Below are 20,560 nucleotides of genomic sequence, written 5' to 3' on the forward strand. Positions count from 1 at the left end.
TGCGCCCTGGGTAGATAGACAGCAACACACGCCCGGACACCAGAAAACCCGCATCGGTCGATGCGGGTTTTTTTGTGCCCGGGCGCAGCCTGCCCGGGCCTGGATGGCCGGTCGAACACCTTCCCACCCGTGAAATTCCCCAACAGGAGCTCCCCCATGTGTTCGATCTTCGGAATCTTCGGCCTGCAGGCCGGTGACGATCTTCCCACCCTGCGCCGCCACGCGCTGGAACTGTCGCAACGCCAGCGCCACCGTGGCCCGGACTGGAGCGGCGTGTACCTCGACGAAGGTGCGCTGCTGGTCCATGAACGGCTGGCCATCGTCGATCCGGCCGGTGGTTCGCAGCCGCTGCTGTCGGCCGATGGCCAGCTGGCGCTGGCGGTGAACGGCGAGATCTACAACCACCAGGCGTTGAAGGCGGCGCTGACCACCACCTACGACTTCCAGACCGGCTCGGACTGCGAGGTGATCAACGCGCTCTACCGCCAGGGCGGCGCGCCGGCGCAGTGGCTGGAACAGCTCAACGGCATCTTCGCCTTCGCGCTGTGGGACCGTGACAGTGGACGCGTGCTGGTGGCGCGCGACCCGGTGGGCGTGGTGCCGCTGTACTGGGGCCACGATGCCCAGGGGCGCTTGCGCGTCGCCTCGGAAATGAAGGCGCTGGTCGATACCTGTGCCGATGTCGCGCAGTTCCCGCCGGGCCACTATTTCGACAGTGCCAGCGGTGAGCTGGTGCGCTACTACCAGCAACCGTGGCGCGACTACGCCGACGTGCAGGGCCGCCAGGCCGATCTGGCTGAACTGCGCCAGGCGTTCGAGCATGCGGTGGAGCGCCAGCTGATGAGCGATGTGCCTTATGGCGTGCTGCTGTCCGGTGGCCTGGACTCGTCGCTGGTGGCGGCGGTGGCCGCGCGCTATGCACGTCGTCGCATCGAGGATGGGGGACAGACCGAAGCCTGGTGGCCGCGCCTGCACTCGTTCGCGATCGGCTTGAAGGGCTCACCCGATCTGGCCGCCGCAGCGATCGCCGCCGAAGCGCTGGGCACCGTGCATCACGGTTTCGAGTACACGTTCGAGGAAGGCCTCGATGCGCTGCCGGAGGTGATCCGCCACATCGAGACCTACGACGTCACCACCATCCGCGCATCGACGCCGATGTTCCTGCTGGCGCGGCGGATCAAGGCGATGGGCGTGAAAATGGTGCTCTCCGGCGAGGGCAGCGACGAGATCTTCGGTGGCTACCTGTACTTCCACAAGGCACCGGATGCGCGTGAATTCCACGACGAGCTGGTACGCAAGCTCGACGCCCTGCACAACTACGACTGCCTGCGCGCCAACAAGTCGATGATGGCCTGGGGCGTGGAGCCACGCGTGCCGTTCCTCGACCGTGAGTTCCTCGATGTGGCGATGCGCTTCGATGCCGCACACAAGATGGTCGGTGCCGGTTTTGGCGGCCGCCGTATCGAGAAGGCCGTGTTGCGCGAGGCGTTCGACGGCTACCTGCCGGACAGCATCCTGTGGCGGCAGAAGGAACAGTTCAGCGATGGCGTGGGCTATGGCTGGATCGATGGGCTGAAGGCACATGCCGAGGCGCAGGTGAGCGACCGTGTACTGGCGGCGGCCGACAAGCGCTTCCCGCACAACCCGCCGCAGACCAAGGAGGCGTACTACTACCGCCACCTGTTCGAGCAGTTCTTCCCGAGCCGGGCAGCGGCCGAGACCGTGCCGGGAGGCAAGTCGATCGCCTGTTCGTCGCCCGCGGCCATCGCCTGGGACGCCAGCTTCGCCGCGGCGGCAGATCCCTCCGGTCGCGCGATCGCCGGCGTGCACGAGCAGGCACTGGCCTGAGCACCCCCAAAAGGGGACGGAGGGGATTAAGTCGTTTGTGCCATTAACGCCTTAATCCCCTCCGTCCCCTTTTTGTATGATCGCCCCCTGCACATTGGGGAATGTTCATGGACGTACAGGCAGGCGGCAACGCGCCGCCCACGAAATGGGGATGGCGCTACCTGGCGTGGGCCGGGGTTCCGTTGCTGGCTGGCGTGCTGCTGGCGCGGTATGCCGGGCCGGCGGCGCCCGAGGCGGTTGCCCGTGCCTCCGTCGCCGCCGAAGGCGGCTGGGTGCAGCATCTGGCGTCTCCGCTGGGCCTGTTCCTGCTGCAGCTGCTGGTACTGCTGCTGGTGGCCAAGGGCGCGGGGGCGCTGCTCAAGCGCATGGGACAGCCGGCGGTGATCGGCGAAATGGCCGCTGGCCTGATGATGGGGCCGCTGGTGCTTGGCAGCCTGCTGCCGCAGCTGCATGGTGCGCTGTTCCCGGCCAGTTCGCTGGGCCCGCTGGGCATGCTCAGCCAGCTGGGCGTGCTGATGTTCCTGCTGGTGGCCGGTGCCGAACTGGACCTGGCGGCGCTGCGTGGCCGCCGGCGTTTCGCCTTTACCGTCAGCCATGCCGGCATTGCAGTGCCGTTCGTGCTCGGCGTCGCCTTGGCGATCTGGCTGTATCCGCAGCACGGCCCACAGGGTGTGGGCTTCACCGCATTCGCACTTTTCGTAGGCATCTCGATGAGCATCACGGCCTTCCCCGTGCTGCTGCGCATCCTGGCCGACCGCGGGATAACACAGACGCCGCTGGGGCAGACCGCGATCGCCTGCGCTGCCTTGGGCGATGCCACCGCGTGGTGCCTGCTGGCGCTGATCGTGGCTGCCGCCCAGGCCAGCGGCTGGTTGCCGGCCAGCCTCAACCTGGTGTGCGTGGTCGCGTTCGTGGCGCTGATGCTGGGGCTGGTGAAGCCGTGGTTCGCGCGCCGGCAGATTGCGCCGGGCCGTGAGGGGCGCTGGCTGCTCGGCATCCTGCTGCTGTCGCTGGGCAGTGCGCTGGTCACCGAGATGCTGGGCATCCACGCGCTGTTCGGCGCGTTCGCTGCGGGTGTCGCGGTATCGTCGAACGCGCAGCTGCGTGACCTGCTGATGGCCCGTGTCGAGCCGTTCGCGGTCACGCTGCTGCTGCCGTTGTTCTTCGCCATGACCGGGCTGCGCATGCGCGCCGATGCGCTGCAGGCCAGCGACATCGTGCTGTGCGTGGTGGTGATCGCGGTGGCCACGACGGGCAAGCTGCTGGGCACCTTCAGTGCCGCGCGCAGTGCCGGCATGCCCACGCGCGAAGCGTGGCGGCTGGGCGCGCTGATGAACACCCGCGGCCTGATGGAGCTGATCGTGCTCAACCTGGGGTATGAGCTGGGCCTGCTCGGTGACCGCCTGTTCGCGGTGCTGGTGATCATGGCACTGGTGACCACGGCGATGACCGGGCCGCTGCTGAACCTGATCGAACGGCGCAGGGCCTGAACGTTGAACGGTAGTGCCGGCCGCTGGCCGGCAACCTGATGATGCTGGACACACCTGCATGGATGCCGGCCAGCGGCCGGCACTACCGCGCTGGCACCAGTGTCATCACGTGCTGCGTCTTGCCCGGCAGGAACGGTGTCGGGCGCCCATGCACCCAGTCCTCGTGGCCGGCACCCCAGTACGGTGACAGCGGATGGCCGCTCTGGCCGCCGGGCATGTGCACGATGCCGTCGGCCTCGTGGCCGGGCGAGACCACCATGCGCTCGGAGGCGCCGAAGTTCGGCGTCTGCACGCGCGGCATGTCCCGGTCGCCGGGCAGGCGGTCGGCGGGCATGCACAGCCAGCGCTTGGCGATGTCCGGCAGCGCCCGTGCGATGGGGTGGCAGATCGCCGCGGTATTGCGTTCACCCCAGCTGCGCTTGGCCAGCGGCCCCTGCTTGGCCAGCTCACCCTCGGTACGGCGGGCGGCGTCGATCAGCAGCGCATCCCAGCTGTCGAAGGCCGGTGGCAGCAGGTTGGCCGGGCGCTGTTCCAGCATCGGCCAGGCCACGCCTTCCAGCTGTGCCAGGCGTGGGTCCAGGTAGGCATCGCCCAGCTGCGCGTTGGCCGGGGCCAGCAGTGCATCGGACAGCGTGGCCATGACCTGCGTGCGGAATTCACGCACCACCCGGTAGCTGACCGAACTGGCCGAGGCGCGCCCGCCCCATTGATGGCTGGCCTCCTTCAAACGCTTCAGCGCAGGGTCGTCACTGCGTTCGATGACGTCGTGCAGCAGAGCCCACCAGCGCTGCAGGAACACCGCGCGGTCGTCGAGCTGGATCGCCAGCAGGTCGTGCTCGTCGAAGCGCTCCTGGATTGCCAGCAGGTCGCGGATCTGCCGCGCCCGCGCACCCAGGTCATAGCCGCCGTTGCCGACGCTGGCGAGTGCCTCGCCGTCGAGGACGCGTCCATTGGCGGTCCACAGGCGATGGTTGGGGGGATCGATCAATGCCGGCGAGGCATCGCTGCGGATCGGCCACGGCGCGCAGCCCTGGTTGCTGGCGGCATTGAAGCCGGCCGGTGCACAGCCGGGGCCGCGGTCCGGGCGAGCGCCGATCAGGCGCCAGGCAATGCGCCCGCTGCGATCACCGACCACCAGGTTCTGTGCGGGGATGCCGGCACGGTCGGCGAAGTGCAGTGCACCGTCGAGGTCACCGGCGCGGGCCAGGTCAGCGAAATCCAGGCGTACGGCACCGGGCAGGTGTGCGACCCAGCGCAGGGCGTCGCCACTGCCATCGGCATGGGTATGCAGGATCGGCCCCCAGTCGGTTTCGCGCACCGCGAACAGCACGTCGGCCTGGCCGGCCACGGCGATGCGCTCTTCGTGCACGGTCACGGCGGCGTTGGCCGGTTCCGTGCGATAGTCCGCCGTGTCGATGTAGCTGTTGGTGAAGCCCCAGGCGACGTGCCCGTTGCTGCCGACGATCACCGCCGGCAGGCCCGGCAGGGAGAAGCCGGTGACATCGACCTGGCCGCCGGCGGCCTGTGGGTCGGGGTAGCGCAGGCGCACACGGAACCACAGGCCGGGTGCACGCAGGCCCAGGTGCATGTCGTCGGCAACGATGGCGCGGCCGTCGGCGGTAAGCGCCCCGGCCACCGCGAAGTTGTTGCTGCCGATGACGTCGCCCTCTTCCTGCTCAGTGCCCGTTTTTCCCTTCAATGTGCGCAGGTCCAGCTGGCTGGCATCGGGCAGGGCGGCGTTGCCGGTGGGTTCGCCAAACAGCGGCGCATCCCATTCGGTGCCGTCGTGGGCGATCAGCGCGTACAGCGCCGGCGGCACCACTGCGCGGATGCGGCTGAGCGCAAGCTCGGTCTGGTTGCCGGGGTCCTGCAGGTCGGCATACATGGCCAGCCCGGTCAGCACGCTGTCGCTGGCCTGCCACGGTTGTGGTGATTGCCGCAGCAGCAGGTAGGCCCATGGGCGCACGGAGAGATCGGCCAGGCCTTCGTTGACGCCATCCACGTAGGCGCGCACGGCCGTGCCGTTGTCGCCCAGTGCGGCCTGCAGATTCGCCTCGGTGCGTGCACGCAGCCGGTGCACGCGCATGCGCTTGTCGGCGTCGATGGCCTTCGGCCCGAACAGCGCCGACAGCTCGCCAGCGGCACTGCGGCGCATCAGGTCCATCTCGAAGTAACGTTCCTGCGCGTGTACGCGGCCGAGCGCACGCATCGCGTCGGCCTGGCTGCCGGCAGTGATGGTGACCACGCCCAGCCCATCGCGCTCGATGGTGACCGGCTTGGCCAGCCCCGGCAGCGCATGCTCGCCGTCCAGGTCGGCCAGGCTGCCGCGCAGCAGCAGCCACAGCACCAGTGCGGTGACCAGCACGATGGCGATCAACACGCCCAGCACCCAACGCCATGTACGTCGCATCGCACGTCCTTTCCGAACTCGTGGGCCGATTGTAGCCGCAGGCGCAACTGCGACTGATTCCGATTAGATCACCGTATTTTGAAATGCGGCACCCTATGCCGCATCGATTCACAGGAGCCCCCCATGAAAGGCAACCCGGACGTCATCGCCTGCCTGAAGGAACTGCTGCGCGGCGAGCTTGCTGCGCGCGACCAGTACTTCATCCATTCCCGCCGCTACGAGGACCAGGGCCTGTTCGCGCTGTACGAGCGCCTGAACCACGAGATGGAAGAGGAAACCCAGCATGCCGATGCGCTGCTCCGCCGGATCCTGTTCCTGGGTGGCGACCCGGACATGCGCCCGCATGCCACCGAGCCGGGCAAGACCGTGGAGGAGATGCTGCAGAAGGATCTCGATACTGAATACGCCGTTCGGAACAATCTCGCCGCCGGCATGAAGCTGTGCGAGGAGAAGGGCGATTACGTGAGCCGCGACATCCTGCTGGCGCAGCTGAAGGACACCGAGGAAGACCACGCCTGGTGGCTGGAGCAGCAGCTGGGCCTGATCAAGCGCATCGGCCTGGAGCTGTACCAGCTGAGCAAGATCGACGGCAACGGCGCCCCGGCGCACTGAGCGGGCATCGTTTTTGTAGAGCCGAGCCAATGCTCGGCTGCCTTCCGGTAGAGCCGACCGCTGGTCGGCTGCTCTGCAGAAAGCAGCCGACCAGCGGTCGGCTCTACCAGGAGCCAAAAGCAGCCGACCAGCGGTCGGCTCCACCAGCAGCACAGCGTTCTGTCGCCCGCCAGCACCGGAGCACCGCCAGCCAGCCTTCGCCCGCCAGCCGCTCCACCGCCCGCCAGCCGACAACGAAAAAGCCGGGGAATGCCCCGGCTTTTTCGTGCCTGGGGTCAGATCCGTTTTCGACGAAAACGGCTCTGACCCCTCGCTCGGGATGCATGGCACGACGACGGAGATTCAAGTCAGAGACGGGGTTTCATATCTCCTCTGCATCGGAGAGATCCTGGTATCCCACGGGAGTCAGTCCAATGAAGTCGACCAGAACTCCGTAGGGGTAGCAGATGGGTAGCCGTCCCTCTGCAAAGAGCATCGACCACCTTTCCAGCTCCCAGAACGTAATCTCTGGCTCAGAGGCCAGAGGGCCTTCCCCTGATGAAAGCTTCGACTGGGAAGTGTGCGGCGAGATGATCCAATGCGTACTGTTGCAGCACTGGGAGTTTAGAGAGCTGTTCCATCACGAAGCCGACTCCAGCCATCAGCTGACCGTCTTCTGACATCTGGATCGAGAAGAAAGTGCCGTCCCCGGCAGGCAGGTGTCCTTGGGCGAACCAGCCGGTATCGCGATCCCCAACGATGTGCAGTTCGCCAAGGCCCTGAACGTGAATGGTTGAAGGAATCATCTGGTGGTTTGTGTTGGCATCAATCATTTGATTGTGATCCAAAAAACGCAAATAGCCGGGATTTCCCCGGCTATTTGCGTGCAACTGGTCAGCAATTGTCGCTTATGCCTTGTTCGTCGACTGACGCCAATCCAAGTTGGCGTCTACCCGCAAGGGCGTGTCAACCAAGGTTGACACCTACCAGGAGCGATAGTCCGGGGTCAGAGCCCGTTCCGTCGGAACGGGATCCGACCCCCGCGGCGGTCATTCCACCGACAGCCCTTCCACCTTCTGCCAGCCGCGCGGCAGCAGGTGGCCGCGGGTGGCACGGGCGCCGAGGTAGGCGTCGAGCTCGTTGAACTTCAGGCCCATGGTGCGCTGGCCGCTGCGCACCTGCAGGGTCTGCCCCGGGCTGATCGCCACGATGGCGACCACGCGTTCAGTGGCGAGCTTGGCCTTCGGGATCTCGATGATCTTGTTGCCCTTGCCCTTGTCCAGTTCCGGCAGGTCGTTGGCGGCGATCGCCAGCAGGTTGCCGGAACTGGTCACCGCCACGATGCGGTCGGTGGCCACGTTGGCGACCATCGACGGGGTGAGCACCGACGAGCCGGACGACAGGTTCAGCATCGCCTTGCCGGCCTTGTTGCGACCGATCAGGTTCTCGAAGCGGGTGACGAAGCCGTAGCCGTGGCTGGAGGCCAGCACGAAGCGGGCATCCGGCTCGGCACTGGCCAGGGTCACGAAGCTGGTACCCGCTGCCGGCGAGAAGCGGCCGGTCAGCGGCTCACCATTGCCACGCGCGGAGGGCAGGGTGTGCACCGGCGTCGAGTAGGCGCGGCCCTCGCTGTCGAGGAACGCGACCTGCTGGGTGCTGCGCGCACGCACTGCGCCCTGCAGGGCGTCGCCATCGCGGTAGGACAGGGCGGACGCATCGACGTCGTGGCCCTTGGCCGCTCGGATCCAGCCCTTCTCCGACAGCACCACGGTCATCGGCTCGCTCGGCACCAGCTCGGTCTCGTCGATGGCCTGCGCGGCCTGGCGCTGCACCAGCGGCGAGCGGCGTGCGTCGCCGAACTTCCTGGCGTCGGCGGTCAGTTCGTCGCGGATCAGCTTCTTCAGCTTGGCCTTGCTGTCGAGGATGCCGAGGATCTTCTCGCGCTCCTTGGCCAGCTCGTCCTGCTCGCCGCGGATCTTCATCTCTTCCAGGCGGGCCAGCTGCTTCAGCTTGGTTTCCAGGATGTACTCGGCCTGTTCCTCGGACAGGCCGAAGCGCGCGATCAGCGCCGCCTTCGGTTCGTCCTCGGTACGGATGATGTGGATCACCTCGTCCAGGTTGAGGAAGGCGACCAGCAGGCCTTCCAGCAGGTGCAGGCGGCGCTCGACCTTCTGCAGGCGGTGCTGCAGGCGGCGGGTGACGGTGTTGCTGCGGAAGGTCAGCCATTCGCTGAGCAGCATCTTCAGGTTCTTCACCTGCGGACGGCCGTCCAGCCCGATCACGTTGAGGTTGACGCGGTAGCTGCGCTCCAGGTCCGTGGTCGCGAACAGGTGGCCCATCAGCTGGTCCGCGTCGACGCGGTTGGAACGTGGCACCAGCACCACGCGCACCGGGTTGGCGTGGTCGGATTCGTCGCGGATGTCCTCCAGCCACGGCAGCTTCTTGGCGCGCATCTGCGCGGCGATCTGCTCGATCACCTTCGACGGCGACACCTGGAACGGCAGCGCCGTCACCACGATGTTGTTGGCCTCCTTGGTGAAGGTCGCACGTGCACGCACGCTGCCGTTGCCGGTCTCGTAGATGTTCCGCAGGTCGTTGGCCGAGGTGATGATCTCGGCGCTGGACGGATAGTCCGGGCCCTGCACGTGCTCGCACAGGTCGCGCACGCTGGCATCGGGGTGGTCCAGCAGGTGCAGCAGTGCGCTGACGATCTCGTTGAGATTGTGCGGCGGCACGTCGGTGGCCATGCCCACGGCGATGCCGGTGGTGCCGTTGAGCAGCAGGTGCGGCAGCCGTGCCGGCATCCAGGTCGGCTCCTGCAGGGTGCCGTCGAAGTTCGGTGCCCAGTCGGTGGTGCCCTGGCCCAGTTCGCCCAGCAGCACTTCGGCGATCGGGGTCAGCTTGGATTCGGTGTAACGCATCGCCGCGAACGACTTCGGGTCGTCGCTGGAGCCGAAGTTGCCCTGGCCCTCGATCAGCGGATAGCGGTACGAGAACGGCTGTGCCATCAGCACCAGGGCCTCGTAGCACGCGCTGTCGCCGTGCGGGTGGTACTTACCGATGACGTCACCGACAGTGCGCGCGGACTTCTTCGGTTTGGACGCGGCATTCAGGCCCAGCTCGCTCATCGAATAGATGATGCGGCGCTGCACCGGCTTCAGGCCGTCGCCGATGAACGGCAGGGCGCGGTCCAGGACCACATACATCGAGTAGTCGAGGTAGGCGCGTTCGGCGTACTCGCGCAGCGGCAGTTGTTCGAATCCGTGGAACACGGGGCGGGCAAGTTCGGTCATGCGGCGTTGTTACCTGTTGTCGGGAGGCGGCGACGGCGGTCGCCGCTCGCAATCCTGTGATTATCCGGATGCGGCGGGGGATGCCAAGCCGCGCGCAGGGTCCAGCCCGGTTTCCAGGCCGTGCCCGGCCCGTGCCAGGTAGCGACCGGGCGGCAGCCCGAAGTGGCGGCGGAACACGGTAACGAACGCGCTGGCGCTGCTGAAGCCCAGCGCGTGGGCGATGTCGGCCACGCTGCGGCCGTCGGTCAGCTGGCGCAGGGCCTCTGACAGGCGCGCCTGCTGCCGCCACTGGGCGAAGCTGAGCGTGGTCTCGTCGCGGAAGTGACGGGTCAGGCTGCGCGGTGACAGACCGGCCCAATGCGCCCATTCGGCCAGGCTGCGTTCGTCGGAGGGGTCGGCCAGCAACTGCGAGGCGATCTTCAGCAGGCGCCGGTCGTGCGGCATCGGCAGGTGCATGCGCTGGCGCGGCGCGGTGCGGATCTCGTCCAGCAGCACGTCGATGATGTGCTGGCGCTCGGGCGTGGTGTCATGGCCGAGCGGCCATTCGCAGATGCGGTCGGCCAGCGCCTGCGCCAGCTTGGACAGGCCCAGCACGCAGGGGTCGGCGGGCAGGGTGGCGCAGGCCGGTGCAGCCAGTGCCATGCCCCAGCCGCGCAACGGGCCGTCGAGGGTGACGGTGTGCGGTTCCAGCGGCGGCATCCAGCCGGCCGAGCCCGGCGCCAGCGACCACGTGCCATGCGAGGTGCGGGTGGTCAGCAGGCCGCGTTCGACGCAGATCAACTGGGCACGCTGGTGGTGGTGCCAGTCGACCTCGCGGGCCAGGCCCTGCTGGCTGTCGAAGCGGAAGGCGATGACCGGCGGGCCGTCGTTGCGCTCGAACCAGTCCAGTGCCTCATCTCTAAGTAGGCGTTTGGGAACCTGAATTTCTGCCTTGTTCATCATGTCCGCTGGCTGAAATGTGACATCCATTGGCTGGATTGTACTACCGGGCCACCTGACCAGATCATTAAGGTAGGCGCCTTCACTGATCGAGCCCGCTGCTGCAACACAGCATTCGATGCCAGATCGAATATTTCCATTGAGAAATATTTTTTTTGGAAGAGAATGCTCCCCCATGATCTGTCCTGCAACCACTCCCCCCAGCTTCGGCCTGCTGCTGCGCCAGGTGCGCGACGGCCTGGTGCGCCAACTCGACGCGTCCATGGCGGAAGAAGATCTGGGAATCGGCTTCACCCATTACATCGGGTTGAAGGTGCTTTCCCACATGGCGCCCTGCACCGCCAACGAACTGGCCCAGGCCATCGACCAGGTGCCCAGCGCGGTCACCCGCCTGCTGGACAAGCTGGAGGCGCTGGGCTGCGTCCGCCGCGAGGCGCATGCGCAGGACCGGCGGGCACTGCAGATCGTGCTGACCGACGAAGGCCGTGCGTTGTGGGCGCGGCTGAAGCTGCGCGGCGACGCGGTGATGGATTACGCGCTGCGTGATCTTTCCGCCGACGAGCGCACGCTGCTGCTGTCCCTCCTTACCCGAATCCGCGATTCACTGACGACCCCATGAACCCGATCCCGCATTCCACTCTCCGCCGGTCCGGGCGCGCGCTGCTGGTGTCAGCGCTGGCGCTGGCCCTGGCCGCCTGCGCCAGCAGTCGTGGCCTCAACCCGCAGGGCCACGTGCTTGACGTGGACAGCCTGCACAGCGAACGCACCCTGGCTGACACCGACCTGAGCGCCGCCGGCTTCCCGGCGCAGGACTGGTGGAAGGCACTGGGCGATGCGCAGCTGGACGCACTGGTCGCCGAGGGCCTGGCCGGCCACCCGAGCCTGGACGCCGCCGACGCGCGCCTGCGCCAGGCCCAGGCCCAGGTCGGTACCGCGCGCGCCGACGAGCTGCCCAGCCTGTCGGTGTCCGGCGGCTACACCGGCCTGCGCCTGCCCGAGTCGATGGTCGGCAGCGAGATGGGCGGCCGCTATGGCGGCAGCAGCCAGGTCGCCTTCGATTTCAGCTACGGCGTGGACCTGTGGGGCGGCAAGCGCGCCGCCTGGGAAGCGGCGGTGGATGGCGCGCATGCCGCCACCGTTGAAGCCCAGGCCGCACGCCTGAACCTGTCCACCGGCATTGCCCAGGCCTATGCCGACCTGGCCTACGCGTGGCAGCTCAACGACGTGGCCGAGGAAGAACTGACCCGCTCGCAGAAATCGCTGCAGCTGACCCGCCAGCGCCGCAGCGCCGGCATCGACAGCGATCTGCAGGTGCGCCAGGCCGAGGCCCGCGTGCCGGCCGCGCAGCAGCAGGTGCTGGCCGCGCAGCAGCGCATCGACGCCGCCCGCACCGCGCTGGCTGCACTGGTCGGCAAGGGGCCGGACCGTGGCCTGTCGATCCAGCGCCCGCAGCCGTTGAACCCGATGGCACTGCAGCTGCCGGGCGTACTGCCCAGCGAACTGCTCGGCCGTCGCCCCGACATCGTGGCTGCGCGCTGGCGCGTGGAAGCGGCCGACAAGCAGATCAAGGTCGCCAAGACCAAGTTCTACCCGAGCTTCAACCTGACCGCGCTGGCCGGCGTGGTCGCCCCGAACGTGGGTGACCTGCTGAAGAGCAGCTCGACCTTCGCCTACATCGGCCCGGCGTTGAGTCTGCCGATCTTCGAAGGCGGCAAGCTGCGCGCCAACCTGGCCAACACCGACGCGCAGTACGACCTGGCGGTGGCCAACTACAACCAGGCCGTGCTCGATGCACTGCGCGACGTCGCCGACCAGGTCAACGCGGTGCGCTCGCTGGCGCAGCAGGCGCACGCGCAGCAGCAGGCAGTGGACACCGCACGCTCGGCCTTCGACCTGGCCCAGCAGCGCTACCGCGCCGGCATCGGCAGCTACCTGGACGTGCTGACCGCGCAGTCCACCCTGCTGCAGTCGCAGCAGCAGCTGGCCGGCCTGCAGTCGCAGCAGGTGCAGACCTCGGTGCGCCTGAGCAAGGCGCTGGGCGGTGGTTTCCAGCCCGCCGACACCGACCGCGCACCGATCGCCTCCCATTCCGATTCCTCGCATTCCTGAAGACGCCCGCCATGAGCCAGACCCAAGACACCGCGGCCCCGGCCGCCCCCAACCGCCGCGGCAACCTGCTGCGCGGCCTGTTCGTGATCGTCGTGCTGCTGCTTGCCGCCCTGGCGCTGTGGTACTTCATGTTCGGCCGTTGGTTCGAAGAGACCGACGATGCCTACGTGCAGGGCAACCAGGTGCAGATCACCCCGCTGGTGGCCGGTACCGTGGTCGCCATCAATGCCGATGACGGCATGCGCGTGGAGCGCGGCCAGCTGCTGGTGCAGCTGGACCCGTCCGACACTTCGGTGGCGCTGCAGCAGGCCGAAGCCAACCTGGCCAAGACCGTGCGCCAGACCCGTGGCCTGTACCGCAGCGTGGAAGGCGCGCAGGCGGACCTGAACGCCCGCCAGGTGACCCTGAAGCGCGTGCGCGAGGACTTCGCCCGCCGCAAGGATCTGGCCGCCACTGGCGCCATTTCCAACGAAGAACTGGCCCACGCCCGCGACGAGCTGGCTGCGGCCGAAGCGGCCGTTGCCGGTTCGCGCGAGACCGTCGAGCGCAACCGCGCGCTGGTCGACGACACCGTGATCGCCACCCAGCCGGACGTGCAGGCCGCCGCCGCGCAGCTGCGCCAGGCCTTCCTCAACAACGCCCGCGCCGGCATCGTCGCGCCGGTCACCGGCTACGTTGCCCGTCGTTCGGTGCAGGTGGGCCAGCGCGTGCAGCCGGGCAATGCACTGATGGCCGTGGTGCCGACCGAGCAGATGTGGGTCGAGGCCAACTTCAAGGAAACCCAGCTGCGCCATATGCGCCTGGGCCAGGAAGTGGAGCTGAAGTCGGACCTGTATGCCGGTGACGTGAAGTACAAGGGCCGCATCCAGAGCCTGGGCCTGGGTACCGGCTCGGCGTTCTCGCTGTTGCCGGCGCAGAACGCCAGCGGCAACTGGATCAAGATCGTGCAGCGCGTGCCGGTGCGCATCGCCATCGATGCCAAGCAGCTGGCCGAACACCCGCTGCGCATCGGCCTGTCGATGAAGGCCGAAGTGAGCCTGCGCGACCAGAAGGGTGAAGTACTGCCGAGCACCCCGGCCAAGGGCACCGTGTTCGACACCGACGTATATGCCAAGCAGCTGCATGATGCCGATGAGGTGATCCACACGATCATCCAGGGCAACCTGCCGCAGCAACAGGCAAAGGTGGGCTGAGGTCGCCATGTCCGCACAAGCTCCAGCCGCACCCGGCGCTCCGGGTGCACCGGCGGCGCCGGGTGCGGCCTCCGGGTTCCTGCCACCCAGCGTCGCCCTGTGCACCGTGGGCCTGGCGATGGCGTCGTTCATGCAGGTGCTCGACACCACCATCGCCAACGTTTCACTGCCGACCATCGCCGGTAATCTCGGCGCCAGCTCGCAGCAGGCGACCTGGGTCATCACTTCGTTCGCGGTCAGCACGGCCATCGCGCTGCCGCTGACCGGCTGGCTCAGCCGTCGCTTCGGCGAGCGCAAGCTGTTCGTCTGGGCCACGCTGGCCTTCGTCATCACCTCGCTGCTGTGCGGCCTGGCGCAGAGCATGGGCATGCTGGTGCTGTCGCGTGCGCTGCAGGGTTTCGTGGCCGGCCCGATGTACCCGATCACGCAGTCGCTGCTGGTCTCGATCTATCCGCGCGAGAAACGCGGACAGGCATTGGCGCTGCTGGCGATGATCACGGTGGTGGCGCCCATCTGCGGTCCGATCCTCGGTGGTTGGATCACCGACAACTACAGCTGGGAATGGATCTTCCTGATCAACGTGCCACTGGGCATCTTCGCCGCGCTGGTGGTGGGCAACCAGCTGAAGGGACGCCCGGAGCAGATCGAGAAGCCGAAGATGGACTACGTCGGCCTGGTCACCCTGGTGATCGGTGTCGGTGCCCTGCAGCTGGTGCTCGACCTGGGCAACGACGAGGACTGGTTCTCGTCGATGAAGATCGTGGTGCTGGCCTGCGTGGCGGTGGTGACGCTGACGGTGTTCCTGATCTGGGAGCTGACCGACAAGGATCCGATCGTCGACCTGAAGCTGTTCCGGCACCGCAACTTCCGCGCCGGCACGCTGGCGATGGTGGTGGCCTACGCGGCGTTCTTCAGCGTGGCGCTGCTGATCCCGCAGTGGCTGCAGCGTGACATGGGCTACACCGCGATCTGGGCAGGCCTGGCGACCGCGCCGATCGGCATCCTGCCGGTGATCATGACGCCATTCGTCGGCAAGTACGCATCGCGCTTCGACATGCGCATGCTGGCCACGGTGGCCTTCATCGTGCTGTCGATGACCAGCTTCCTGCGTTCGAACTTCAACCTGCAGGTGGACTACATGCACGTGGCCGGCGTGCAGCTGATCATGGGCATCGGCGTCGCGCTGTTCTTCATGCCGGTGCTGCAGATCCTGCTGTCGGACCTGGATGGGCGCGAGATCGCGGCGGGCTCCGGCCTGGCCACGTTCCTGCGTACGCTGGGTGGCAGCTTCGCGGCGTCACTGACGACGTGGCTGTGGGCGCGGCGTACCCAGGTGCACCATGCCGACCTGACCGAGCACATCTCGGCCTATCAGCCCGGCATGCAGGACCAGGTGACGGCGATGGGGCAGGGCGACCTGCAACACGGTGCAGCGGTACTGAACAACATGATCAACCACCAGGCATCGCAGATGGGCTTCAACGACATCTTCTTCCTGCTGGGCTGGATCTTCCTGGCGATCATCACGTTCCTGTGGCTGGCCAAGCCGCCGTTCGGCGCGGGTGCAGGTGCTGCCGCCGGTGGCGGGCACTGACCGCTCATTGATGTTGAAACGCAGAAACCCCGCCGCAAGGCGGGGTTTTTCTTTTGGTGGATCCACGCCACGCATGGGTGGATCTCGGGGCGTGAATTCCCAGACCCCGGAAACGAAAAAACCCGCTTTCGCGGGTTTGATCATCTTGAGTCGTGGTGCCCAGGAGAGGACTCGAACCTCCACGGTTTTACCCGCTAGTACCTGAAACTAGTGCGTCTACCAATTCCGCCACCTGGGCGACTCAGGAGATGAATTATGGGGAGCGACAGAAGATGTGTCAACAACATTTCACACTTTTTTCTGGGGCTGCACGCCCAGGTGATGCAGCAGGCTGCGCATCGCCGGTGACAGTCGTGTCCACTCGGCAAAGCAGGCGCACAGGCGTCGTTGCGCCCACGCATCGGCGAGCGGTACGGCGACGGTGTGCGTGCTGCGCCGATGCTGGCGCGCGATGGTCCGCGGCGCGATGCCGACGCCGATGCCGTGGCCGACCATGATGCACACGCCTTCGAAGGTCTTCATGCGGATGCGTACATCCAGGCGGCGCCCGATGTCGCGCGCCTGGTCCTCGATGTAGGTCTGCAGTGCATTGCCGTCGGCCAGGGCAACGAAGGTCTCTCCGGCAGCCTCGGCAAAAGCCAGGCTGCGCCGGGTCGCGAAGCGGTGGTCGGCCGGCAGCAGCATCACCAGGGGATCTTCGGCGACCACATGCTGCTGCAGGCCGGCAGCGTCGACCGCATCGCTGATGATGCCGGCTTCGGCCTGGCCGGCACTGATCGCGCGTACGACTTCGGGGCTGGTGCGCTCCAGCAGTTCCACATGCAGGCGTGGGCGTCCGGCCAGCCACGGCGCGAGCCGCGAGGGCAGGTAGTTGGTCAGCGCGGCGGTGTTGGCATACAGGTGCAGGGTGCCGCGCGCACCCTGCGCGAACGCCTGTAGTTCGCCACGCAGCTGTGCCTGCTGCTGCAGGATCAGGCGTGCGTGGTGGGCGAGGGCGGCGCCGGCCTCGGTCAGGCTGACGCCGCGTGGGTGCCGGTGCAACAGCGCGGTGCCGGCATCGGCTTCGATCGTGCGCAGGCGCTCGCTGGCTGAACCCAATGCCAGGTTTGCCTGTGCCGCGCCGGCGGTGATGCTGCCGGCTTCGGCGATTGCCAGGAACAGGCGCAGGTCGGCGATGTCCATCCGCATGTCGTGCCTCATTGCTGATCCGGCGCCTTCGGGTCAGCCGAAGGCTGGGCCGGGAAGACCGCATTGTGCGCCTGGCGAGGGCCCGGTCCAATGAAGCCATGCATGAATCGACATACTTCTATTTGCTGCTGGTGGTGGTGTTCGTGCTGGCCGGCGTGGTCAAGGGCGTGACAGGGATGGGGTTGCCGACGGTGGCGATGGGCCTGCTGGGCAGCACCCTGTCACCGGTGGCGGCGGCGTCGATGCTGTTCATTCCAACCTTCGTCACCAATGCGTGGCAACTGCTGTCCGGGCCGTCGCTGGGCCACATCGTGCGGCGTTTGTGGCCGATGATGCTTGCCGTGGTGGTGGTGACGCTGGGTTCGGCCGCACTGCTGGTGCGGGTCGATCGCACCTGGTCGCGCGTTGCGCTGGGCGTGGCATTGGTGGTCTATGCCGCCTATGCGTTGCTCGCGCCGGTGTTCCGCGTGCCGCAGCGGCGCGAGCGCTGGCTGGGGCCGCTGGTGGGTGCGCTGTCCGGCGTGGTGACGGGGGCGACGGGTGTGTTCGTGATGCCGGCGGTGCCGTACCTGCAGTCGCTGGGATTGCAGCGCGAGGAGCTGGTGCAGGCGCTCGGGCTGGCGTTCACCGTGTCGACGATTTCGCTGACCACCGGTCTGGTGCTGCACGGTGCGTTCGGCATCCAGCAGCTGGGGCTGAGTGCGCTGGCGGTGCTGCCGGCGCTGCTGGGCATGTGGCTGGGCCAGGTGATCCGGCAGCGCATCAGCGCGCGCGTGTTCCGCGCCTGCTTCCTGGGGTTCCTGCTGCTGCTCGGGCTGGAACTGGTGCTGCGGCCGTTGTTCTGATGCCGGATCCGGGGCATGAAAAAACCCGCTTTCGCGGGTTTTTCTCATTCTCGACGTGGTGCCCAGGAGAGGACTCGAACCTCCACGGTTTTACCCGCTAGTACCTGAAACTAGTGCGTCTACCAATTCCGCCACCTGGGCGTCGAGGAGCGAGATTATGGGGTGCCGTGACGGGGGTGTCAACACTTTTTGCTGATCCCAGGTCGGTTGCCGTTGCGCATGCGAAACGGGCTCTGCCCCCCATCTCACTCGCTTGGGGCCAGAGCCCTTTCCTCTGGAAAGGAATCCGACCCCGGCTGCCGGATCACAGGCAAAAAAAATCCCCGCCGAAGCGAGGAGTTTTTTCGTTGGTGCCCAGGAGAGGACTCGAACCTCCACGGTTTTACCCGCTAGTACCTGAAACTAGTGCGTCTACCAATTCCGCCACCTGGGCGTTCCAGAGGCGCAATTGTGAAGATGAATCCGCAGGCTGTCAACGACTTCCTGAATATTTTTGACGCGATCGCTTGAAGGCGACCGCTGACCCGTTCTGCACGCCGCCAGCGGCTACCATGTAGGGCGATGACTACCAAAAAACCAAGCAAGGGCGGGAGCAAGTCCCGCAGCCAGGCCCCGAACAAGGGCGCCAAGGCGGGTGCAGCCCGCACCACCAAGCCGGGCAAGCCGCTGCCGGGCTGGTTCCCCGAATTGAATGAAGGCGGTGCACCGCCACGCGGCCGCAAGGTCCGCAGTACCGATGCACCGGGCCCGGCCCCGGGCCGCAAGCTGCCGCCGGCCGGCAAGGTGATCGACGATCCCTATGCCGCCCGCGAAGCGGAGAAGTACGAACAGCCCATCGCCAGCCGCGAGGCCATCCTGGCCCTGCTGGAGCGCTGCGAAGGGCCGCAGACCGCCGAGGAACTGGGCGCGCGCCTGGGCCTGACCGCTCCGGACCGGGCCGAAGCGCTGTCGCGCCGGCTCGGTGCGATGGTCCGCGACGGCCAGCTGGTGCAGAACCGTCGCGGCGGTTTCGCCCCGATCCAGACCCTGAACCTGGTCACCGGTGTGGTGATCGCCAACCCGGAAGGGTTCGGCTTCCTGCGCCCGGTCGAGGGCGGCGACGACCTGTTCCTGCCGCCTTATGAAATGCGCAAGGTCATGCACGGCGACAAGGTGCTGGCCCGCGTGACCGGCATCGATCACCGTGGCCGTCGCGAAGGCAGCATCGCCCGCGTGCTGGAGCGCGGCATGACCCGCCTGATCGGCCGCTTCAGCATCGAGATGGGCATCAACTACGTGGTGCCCGACGACAAGCGCGTGCAGCGCAACGTGCAGGTGCCGCCGGACCAGACCGGTGGTGCGCGCGACGGCCAGCTGGTGGTCTGTGAACTGACCCAGGCGCCGGACAGCCGCCGCCCGCCGATCGGCCGCATCATCGCGGTGCTCGGCGACAAGCTGACCGCGTCGCTGGTGGTGGAGACCGCCATCCATGGCCACGAGCTGCCGTTCGAGTTCCCGCAGGAGGTGCTGGACGAAGCGGCCTCGGTGCCGCTGGTGGTCGAGCCGGCGATGATTGGCGACCGTGTCGACCTGCGCAGCACGCCGCTGGTCACCATCGATGGCGAGGATGCCAAGGACTTCGACGACGCGGTGTACTGCGAGCCGAATGCCGAGGGTTTCCGCCTGGTGGTGGCGATTGCCGACGTCTCGAATTACGTTCGCCCTGGTACGCCGCTGGATGAAGAGGCGCAGAAGCGTGCGACGTCGGTGTACTTCCCGGGCTTCGTGGTGCCGATGCTGCCGGAGACACTGTCCAACGGCATCTGCTCGCTGATGCCGAAGGTCGACCGCATGTGCTTTGTCTGCGACATGCAGATCGACCGCGATGGCCTGGTCACGCATTCGCGCTTCTACGAGGCGGTGATGAACTCGCATGCGCGCCTGACCTACACCCAGGTGTGGAAGGCGGTGGGCGAGGACGATGCCGATACCAAGGCCTGGATGGGCGACCTGCTGCCGCAGGTGCAGCGCCTGCACCAGCTGTACAAGGTGCTGTCCAAGGCACGCGCCAAGCGCGGTGCCATCGAATTCGAAAGCAGTGAAGTGCGCTTCGTGCTGGACAACCGTGGTGAAGTGACCCAGGCCGGCATGCTGGTGCGCAACGACGCGCACAAGCTGATCGAGGAGTGCATGATCGCGGCCAACGTCGAGGCCGCCAGGTACCTGCTGTCGCGCCATGTGCCGGCGCCGTACCGCATCCACGAGAAGCCGCCGGAAACCAAGTACGCCGACCTGCTGGAATTCCTCAAGGAGTTCAAGCTGAGCCTGCCGCCGTGGTCGAAGGTGCGCCCGGGCGATTACACCAAGCTGCTGAAGAAGATCCGCGACCGCCCCGATGCCACGCTGCTGGAATCGGTGTTGCTGCGCAGCCAGAGCCTGGCGATCTATAGCCCGGAGAATCACGGCCACTTCGGCCTGGCGCTGGAGGCGTACGCGCACTTCACCTCGCCGATCCGCCGTTACCCCGACCTGCTGGTGCACCGTGCGATCAAGCATGCGTTGTCCGGCAAGCCGCTGGACAAGTTCACCTACAACGCGCGCGAAATGGCGGCCTTGGCGCTGCAGTGTTCCGAGCGCGAGCGCCGTGCCGACGAAGCCGAGCGCGAGGTCGACGAGCGTTACCGCGCGGCGTGGATGGAAAAGCACGTGGGCGGCCAGTTCGACGGCGTGATCAGCGGCGTGACCAGCTTCGGCCTGTTCGTGGAACTGGACGAGTCCAAGGTGCAGGGCCTGGTGCATGTGACCCAGCTGCCGCAGGACTATTACAAGTTCGACGCCACCCGCAAAACGCTGACCGGCGAACGCCGCGGCAGCAGCTACCGGCTGGGTGACCGCGTGCGGATCCTGGTGCTGAAGGCCAGCATGGAAGAGCGCAAGATCGACTTCCGCCTGGTCGAGCACAAGGGCGAGGACGAGGGCGATGGCCTGCCGCCGCCGCCCGAGCGGGGCAAGCCGGCCAAGCGCACCAAGAAGAAGTATTGAAAGGTGTGCCGACCAACGGTCGGCACCTACCGCAACTGG

At 67.0% G+C, this 20,560-nt stretch carries 14 protein-coding genes and 3 tRNA genes; 9 read left to right on the forward strand and 8 right to left on the reverse strand.

Annotated features, from left to right (window positions below; genetic code table 11):
* Positions 1–156 precede the first annotated feature (156 nt).
* Positions 157–1,848, forward strand: a complete 1,692-nt coding sequence (gene asnB, locus AC5P7A_RS05080) for an asparagine synthase B (protein WP_046429732.1) — start codon at positions 157–159, stop codon at positions 1,846–1,848.
* 101 nt (positions 1,849–1,949) lie between these two features.
* Entirely contained in the window at positions 1,950–3,338 is a 1,389-nt protein-coding gene (locus AC5P7A_RS05085) for a cation:proton antiporter domain-containing protein (protein WP_014646517.1), read from the forward strand.
* 82 nt (positions 3,339–3,420) lie between these two features.
* Here the strand turns inward: AC5P7A_RS05085 and AC5P7A_RS05090 are convergent, their stop codons facing one another.
* A complete protein-coding gene (locus tag AC5P7A_RS05090) occupies positions 3,421–5,748 on the reverse strand; it encodes a penicillin acylase family protein (RefSeq protein ID WP_046429734.1) in 2,328 nt (775 codons plus the stop codon).
* Between the two features lie 123 nt (positions 5,749–5,871).
* Between AC5P7A_RS05090 and bfr the strand changes: the two genes are divergently transcribed.
* A complete protein-coding gene (bfr, locus tag AC5P7A_RS05095; RefSeq protein ID WP_005408763.1) occupies positions 5,872–6,360 on the forward strand; it encodes a bacterioferritin in 489 nt (162 codons plus the stop codon).
* A 512-nt stretch (positions 6,361–6,872) separates the two neighbouring features.
* On the opposite strand, the gene AC5P7A_RS05100 is transcribed toward bfr, so the two are convergent.
* The 3 genes from AC5P7A_RS05100 to AC5P7A_RS05110 all read right to left on the reverse strand — a co-directional run bounded on the left by AC5P7A_RS05100 (position 6,873) and on the right by AC5P7A_RS05110 (position 10,574).
* Positions 6,873–7,172 (reverse strand): hypothetical protein, encoded by a 300-nt coding sequence (locus AC5P7A_RS05100; protein ID WP_032956864.1) that lies wholly within the window; start codon positions 7,170–7,172, stop codon positions 6,873–6,875.
* 216 nt (positions 7,173–7,388) lie between these two features.
* Positions 7,389–9,632, reverse strand: coding sequence for a DNA topoisomerase IV subunit A (gene parC, locus AC5P7A_RS05105; RefSeq protein ID WP_164076952.1), 2,244 nt, complete (start codon positions 9,630–9,632; stop codon positions 7,389–7,391).
* 60 nt (positions 9,633–9,692) lie between these two features.
* A complete protein-coding gene (locus AC5P7A_RS05110; RefSeq protein ID WP_046429737.1) occupies positions 9,693–10,574 on the reverse strand; it encodes a helix-turn-helix domain-containing protein in 882 nt (293 codons plus the stop codon).
* A gap of 172 nt (positions 10,575–10,746) precedes the next feature.
* Here AC5P7A_RS05110 and emrR point away from each other — a divergent pair, with 172 nt between their 5' ends.
* Genes emrR through emrB form a run of 4 tightly spaced genes read left to right on the forward strand, consistent with a single transcriptional unit; the run spans position 10,747 to position 15,467 of the window.
* The gene (emrR, locus tag AC5P7A_RS05115; protein ID WP_014646521.1) at positions 10,747–11,190 is read left to right on the forward strand and encodes a multidrug efflux system transcriptional regulator EmrR; all 444 of its coding nucleotides are present in this window, start codon (positions 10,747–10,749) and stop codon (positions 11,188–11,190) included.
* The gene (gene emrC / locus AC5P7A_RS05120) at positions 11,187–12,680 is read left to right on the forward strand and encodes a multidrug efflux transporter outer membrane subunit EmrC (protein ID WP_046429738.1); all 1,494 of its coding nucleotides are present in this window, start codon (positions 11,187–11,189) and stop codon (positions 12,678–12,680) included. Before emrR ends, emrC begins: the two co-directional genes overlap by 4 nt.
* A gap of 11 nt (positions 12,681–12,691) precedes the next feature.
* The gene (gene emrA, locus AC5P7A_RS05125; RefSeq protein WP_032956867.1) at positions 12,692–13,873 is read left to right on the forward strand and encodes a multidrug efflux MFS transporter periplasmic adaptor subunit EmrA; all 1,182 of its coding nucleotides are present in this window, start codon (positions 12,692–12,694) and stop codon (positions 13,871–13,873) included.
* 7 nt (positions 13,874–13,880) lie between these two features.
* Positions 13,881–15,467 (forward strand): multidrug efflux MFS transporter permease subunit EmrB, encoded by a 1,587-nt coding sequence (emrB, locus tag AC5P7A_RS05130; RefSeq protein ID WP_005408769.1) that lies wholly within the window; start codon positions 13,881–13,883, stop codon positions 15,465–15,467.
* A gap of 153 nt (positions 15,468–15,620) precedes the next feature.
* Here the strand turns inward: emrB and AC5P7A_RS05135 are convergent.
* Both AC5P7A_RS05135 and AC5P7A_RS05140 read right to left on the reverse strand, forming a co-directional pair.
* Positions 15,621–15,705, reverse strand: a tRNA-Leu gene (locus tag AC5P7A_RS05135).
* 50 nt (positions 15,706–15,755) lie between these two features.
* Positions 15,756–16,655, reverse strand: coding sequence for a LysR family transcriptional regulator (locus tag AC5P7A_RS05140; RefSeq protein ID WP_262093300.1), 900 nt, complete (start codon positions 16,653–16,655; stop codon positions 15,756–15,758).
* A 98-nt stretch (positions 16,656–16,753) separates the two neighbouring features.
* Between AC5P7A_RS05140 and AC5P7A_RS05145 the strand changes: the two genes are divergently transcribed.
* Positions 16,754–17,500 carry a sulfite exporter TauE/SafE family protein gene (locus AC5P7A_RS05145; RefSeq protein WP_014646526.1) on the forward strand — a complete coding sequence of 249 codons (747 nt, stop codon included), beginning with the start codon at positions 16,754–16,756 and terminating at the stop codon, positions 17,498–17,500.
* Positions 17,501–17,556: 56 nt separating this feature from the next.
* Here the strand turns inward: AC5P7A_RS05145 and AC5P7A_RS05150 are convergent.
* Together AC5P7A_RS05150 and AC5P7A_RS05155 are read right to left on the reverse strand one after the other, a co-directional pair.
* Positions 17,557–17,641: transfer RNA gene (locus AC5P7A_RS05150), tRNA-Leu, on the reverse strand.
* A 207-nt stretch (positions 17,642–17,848) separates the two neighbouring features.
* Positions 17,849–17,933 (reverse strand) — tRNA-Leu (locus tag AC5P7A_RS05155).
* 128 nt (positions 17,934–18,061) lie between these two features.
* On the opposite strand from AC5P7A_RS05155, the gene rnr reads away from it, so the two are divergent.
* Positions 18,062–20,521 (forward strand): ribonuclease R, encoded by a 2,460-nt coding sequence (gene rnr, locus AC5P7A_RS05160; protein WP_049442198.1) that lies wholly within the window; start codon positions 18,062–18,064, stop codon positions 20,519–20,521.
* Positions 20,522–20,560: the final 39 nt, after the last annotated feature.

The organism is Stenotrophomonas sp. YJH_SMC_65 (assembly GCF_059369475.1).

What these genes read in the sequence shown, in the direction of transcription:
- asnB (WP_046429732.1), top strand. Translation starts at nt 157, where the DNA reads ATGTGTTCGATCTTCGGAATCTTCGGCCTGCAGGCCGGTGACGATCTT.
- AC5P7A_RS05085 (WP_014646517.1), top strand. Translation starts at nt 1,950, where the DNA reads ATGTTCATGGACGTACAGGCAGGCGGCAACGCGCCGCCCACGAAATGG.
- AC5P7A_RS05090 (WP_046429734.1), bottom strand. Translation starts at nt 5,748, where the DNA reads ATGCGACGTACATGGCGTTGGGTGCTGGGCGTGTTGATCGCCATCGTG.
- bfr (WP_005408763.1), top strand. Translation starts at nt 5,872, where the DNA reads ATGAAAGGCAACCCGGACGTCATCGCCTGCCTGAAGGAACTGCTGCGC.
- AC5P7A_RS05100 (WP_032956864.1), bottom strand. Translation starts at nt 7,172, where the DNA reads ATGATTGATGCCAACACAAACCACCAGATGATTCCTTCAACCATTCAC.
- parC (WP_164076952.1), bottom strand. Translation starts at nt 9,632, where the DNA reads ATGACCGAACTTGCCCGCCCCGTGTTCCACGGATTCGAACAACTGCCG.
- AC5P7A_RS05110 (WP_046429737.1), bottom strand. Translation starts at nt 10,574, where the DNA reads ATGATGAACAAGGCAGAAATTCAGGTTCCCAAACGCCTACTTAGAGAT.
- emrR (WP_014646521.1), top strand. Translation starts at nt 10,747, where the DNA reads ATGATCTGTCCTGCAACCACTCCCCCCAGCTTCGGCCTGCTGCTGCGC.
- emrC (WP_046429738.1), top strand. Translation starts at nt 11,187, where the DNA reads ATGAACCCGATCCCGCATTCCACTCTCCGCCGGTCCGGGCGCGCGCTG.
- emrA (WP_032956867.1), top strand. Translation starts at nt 12,692, where the DNA reads ATGAGCCAGACCCAAGACACCGCGGCCCCGGCCGCCCCCAACCGCCGC.
- emrB (WP_005408769.1), top strand. Translation starts at nt 13,881, where the DNA reads ATGTCCGCACAAGCTCCAGCCGCACCCGGCGCTCCGGGTGCACCGGCG.
- AC5P7A_RS05140 (WP_262093300.1), bottom strand. Translation starts at nt 16,655, where the DNA reads ATGCGGATGGACATCGCCGACCTGCGCCTGTTCCTGGCAATCGCCGAA.
- AC5P7A_RS05145 (WP_014646526.1), top strand. Translation starts at nt 16,754, where the DNA reads ATGCATGAATCGACATACTTCTATTTGCTGCTGGTGGTGGTGTTCGTG.
- rnr (WP_049442198.1), top strand. Translation starts at nt 18,062, where the DNA reads ATGACTACCAAAAAACCAAGCAAGGGCGGGAGCAAGTCCCGCAGCCAG.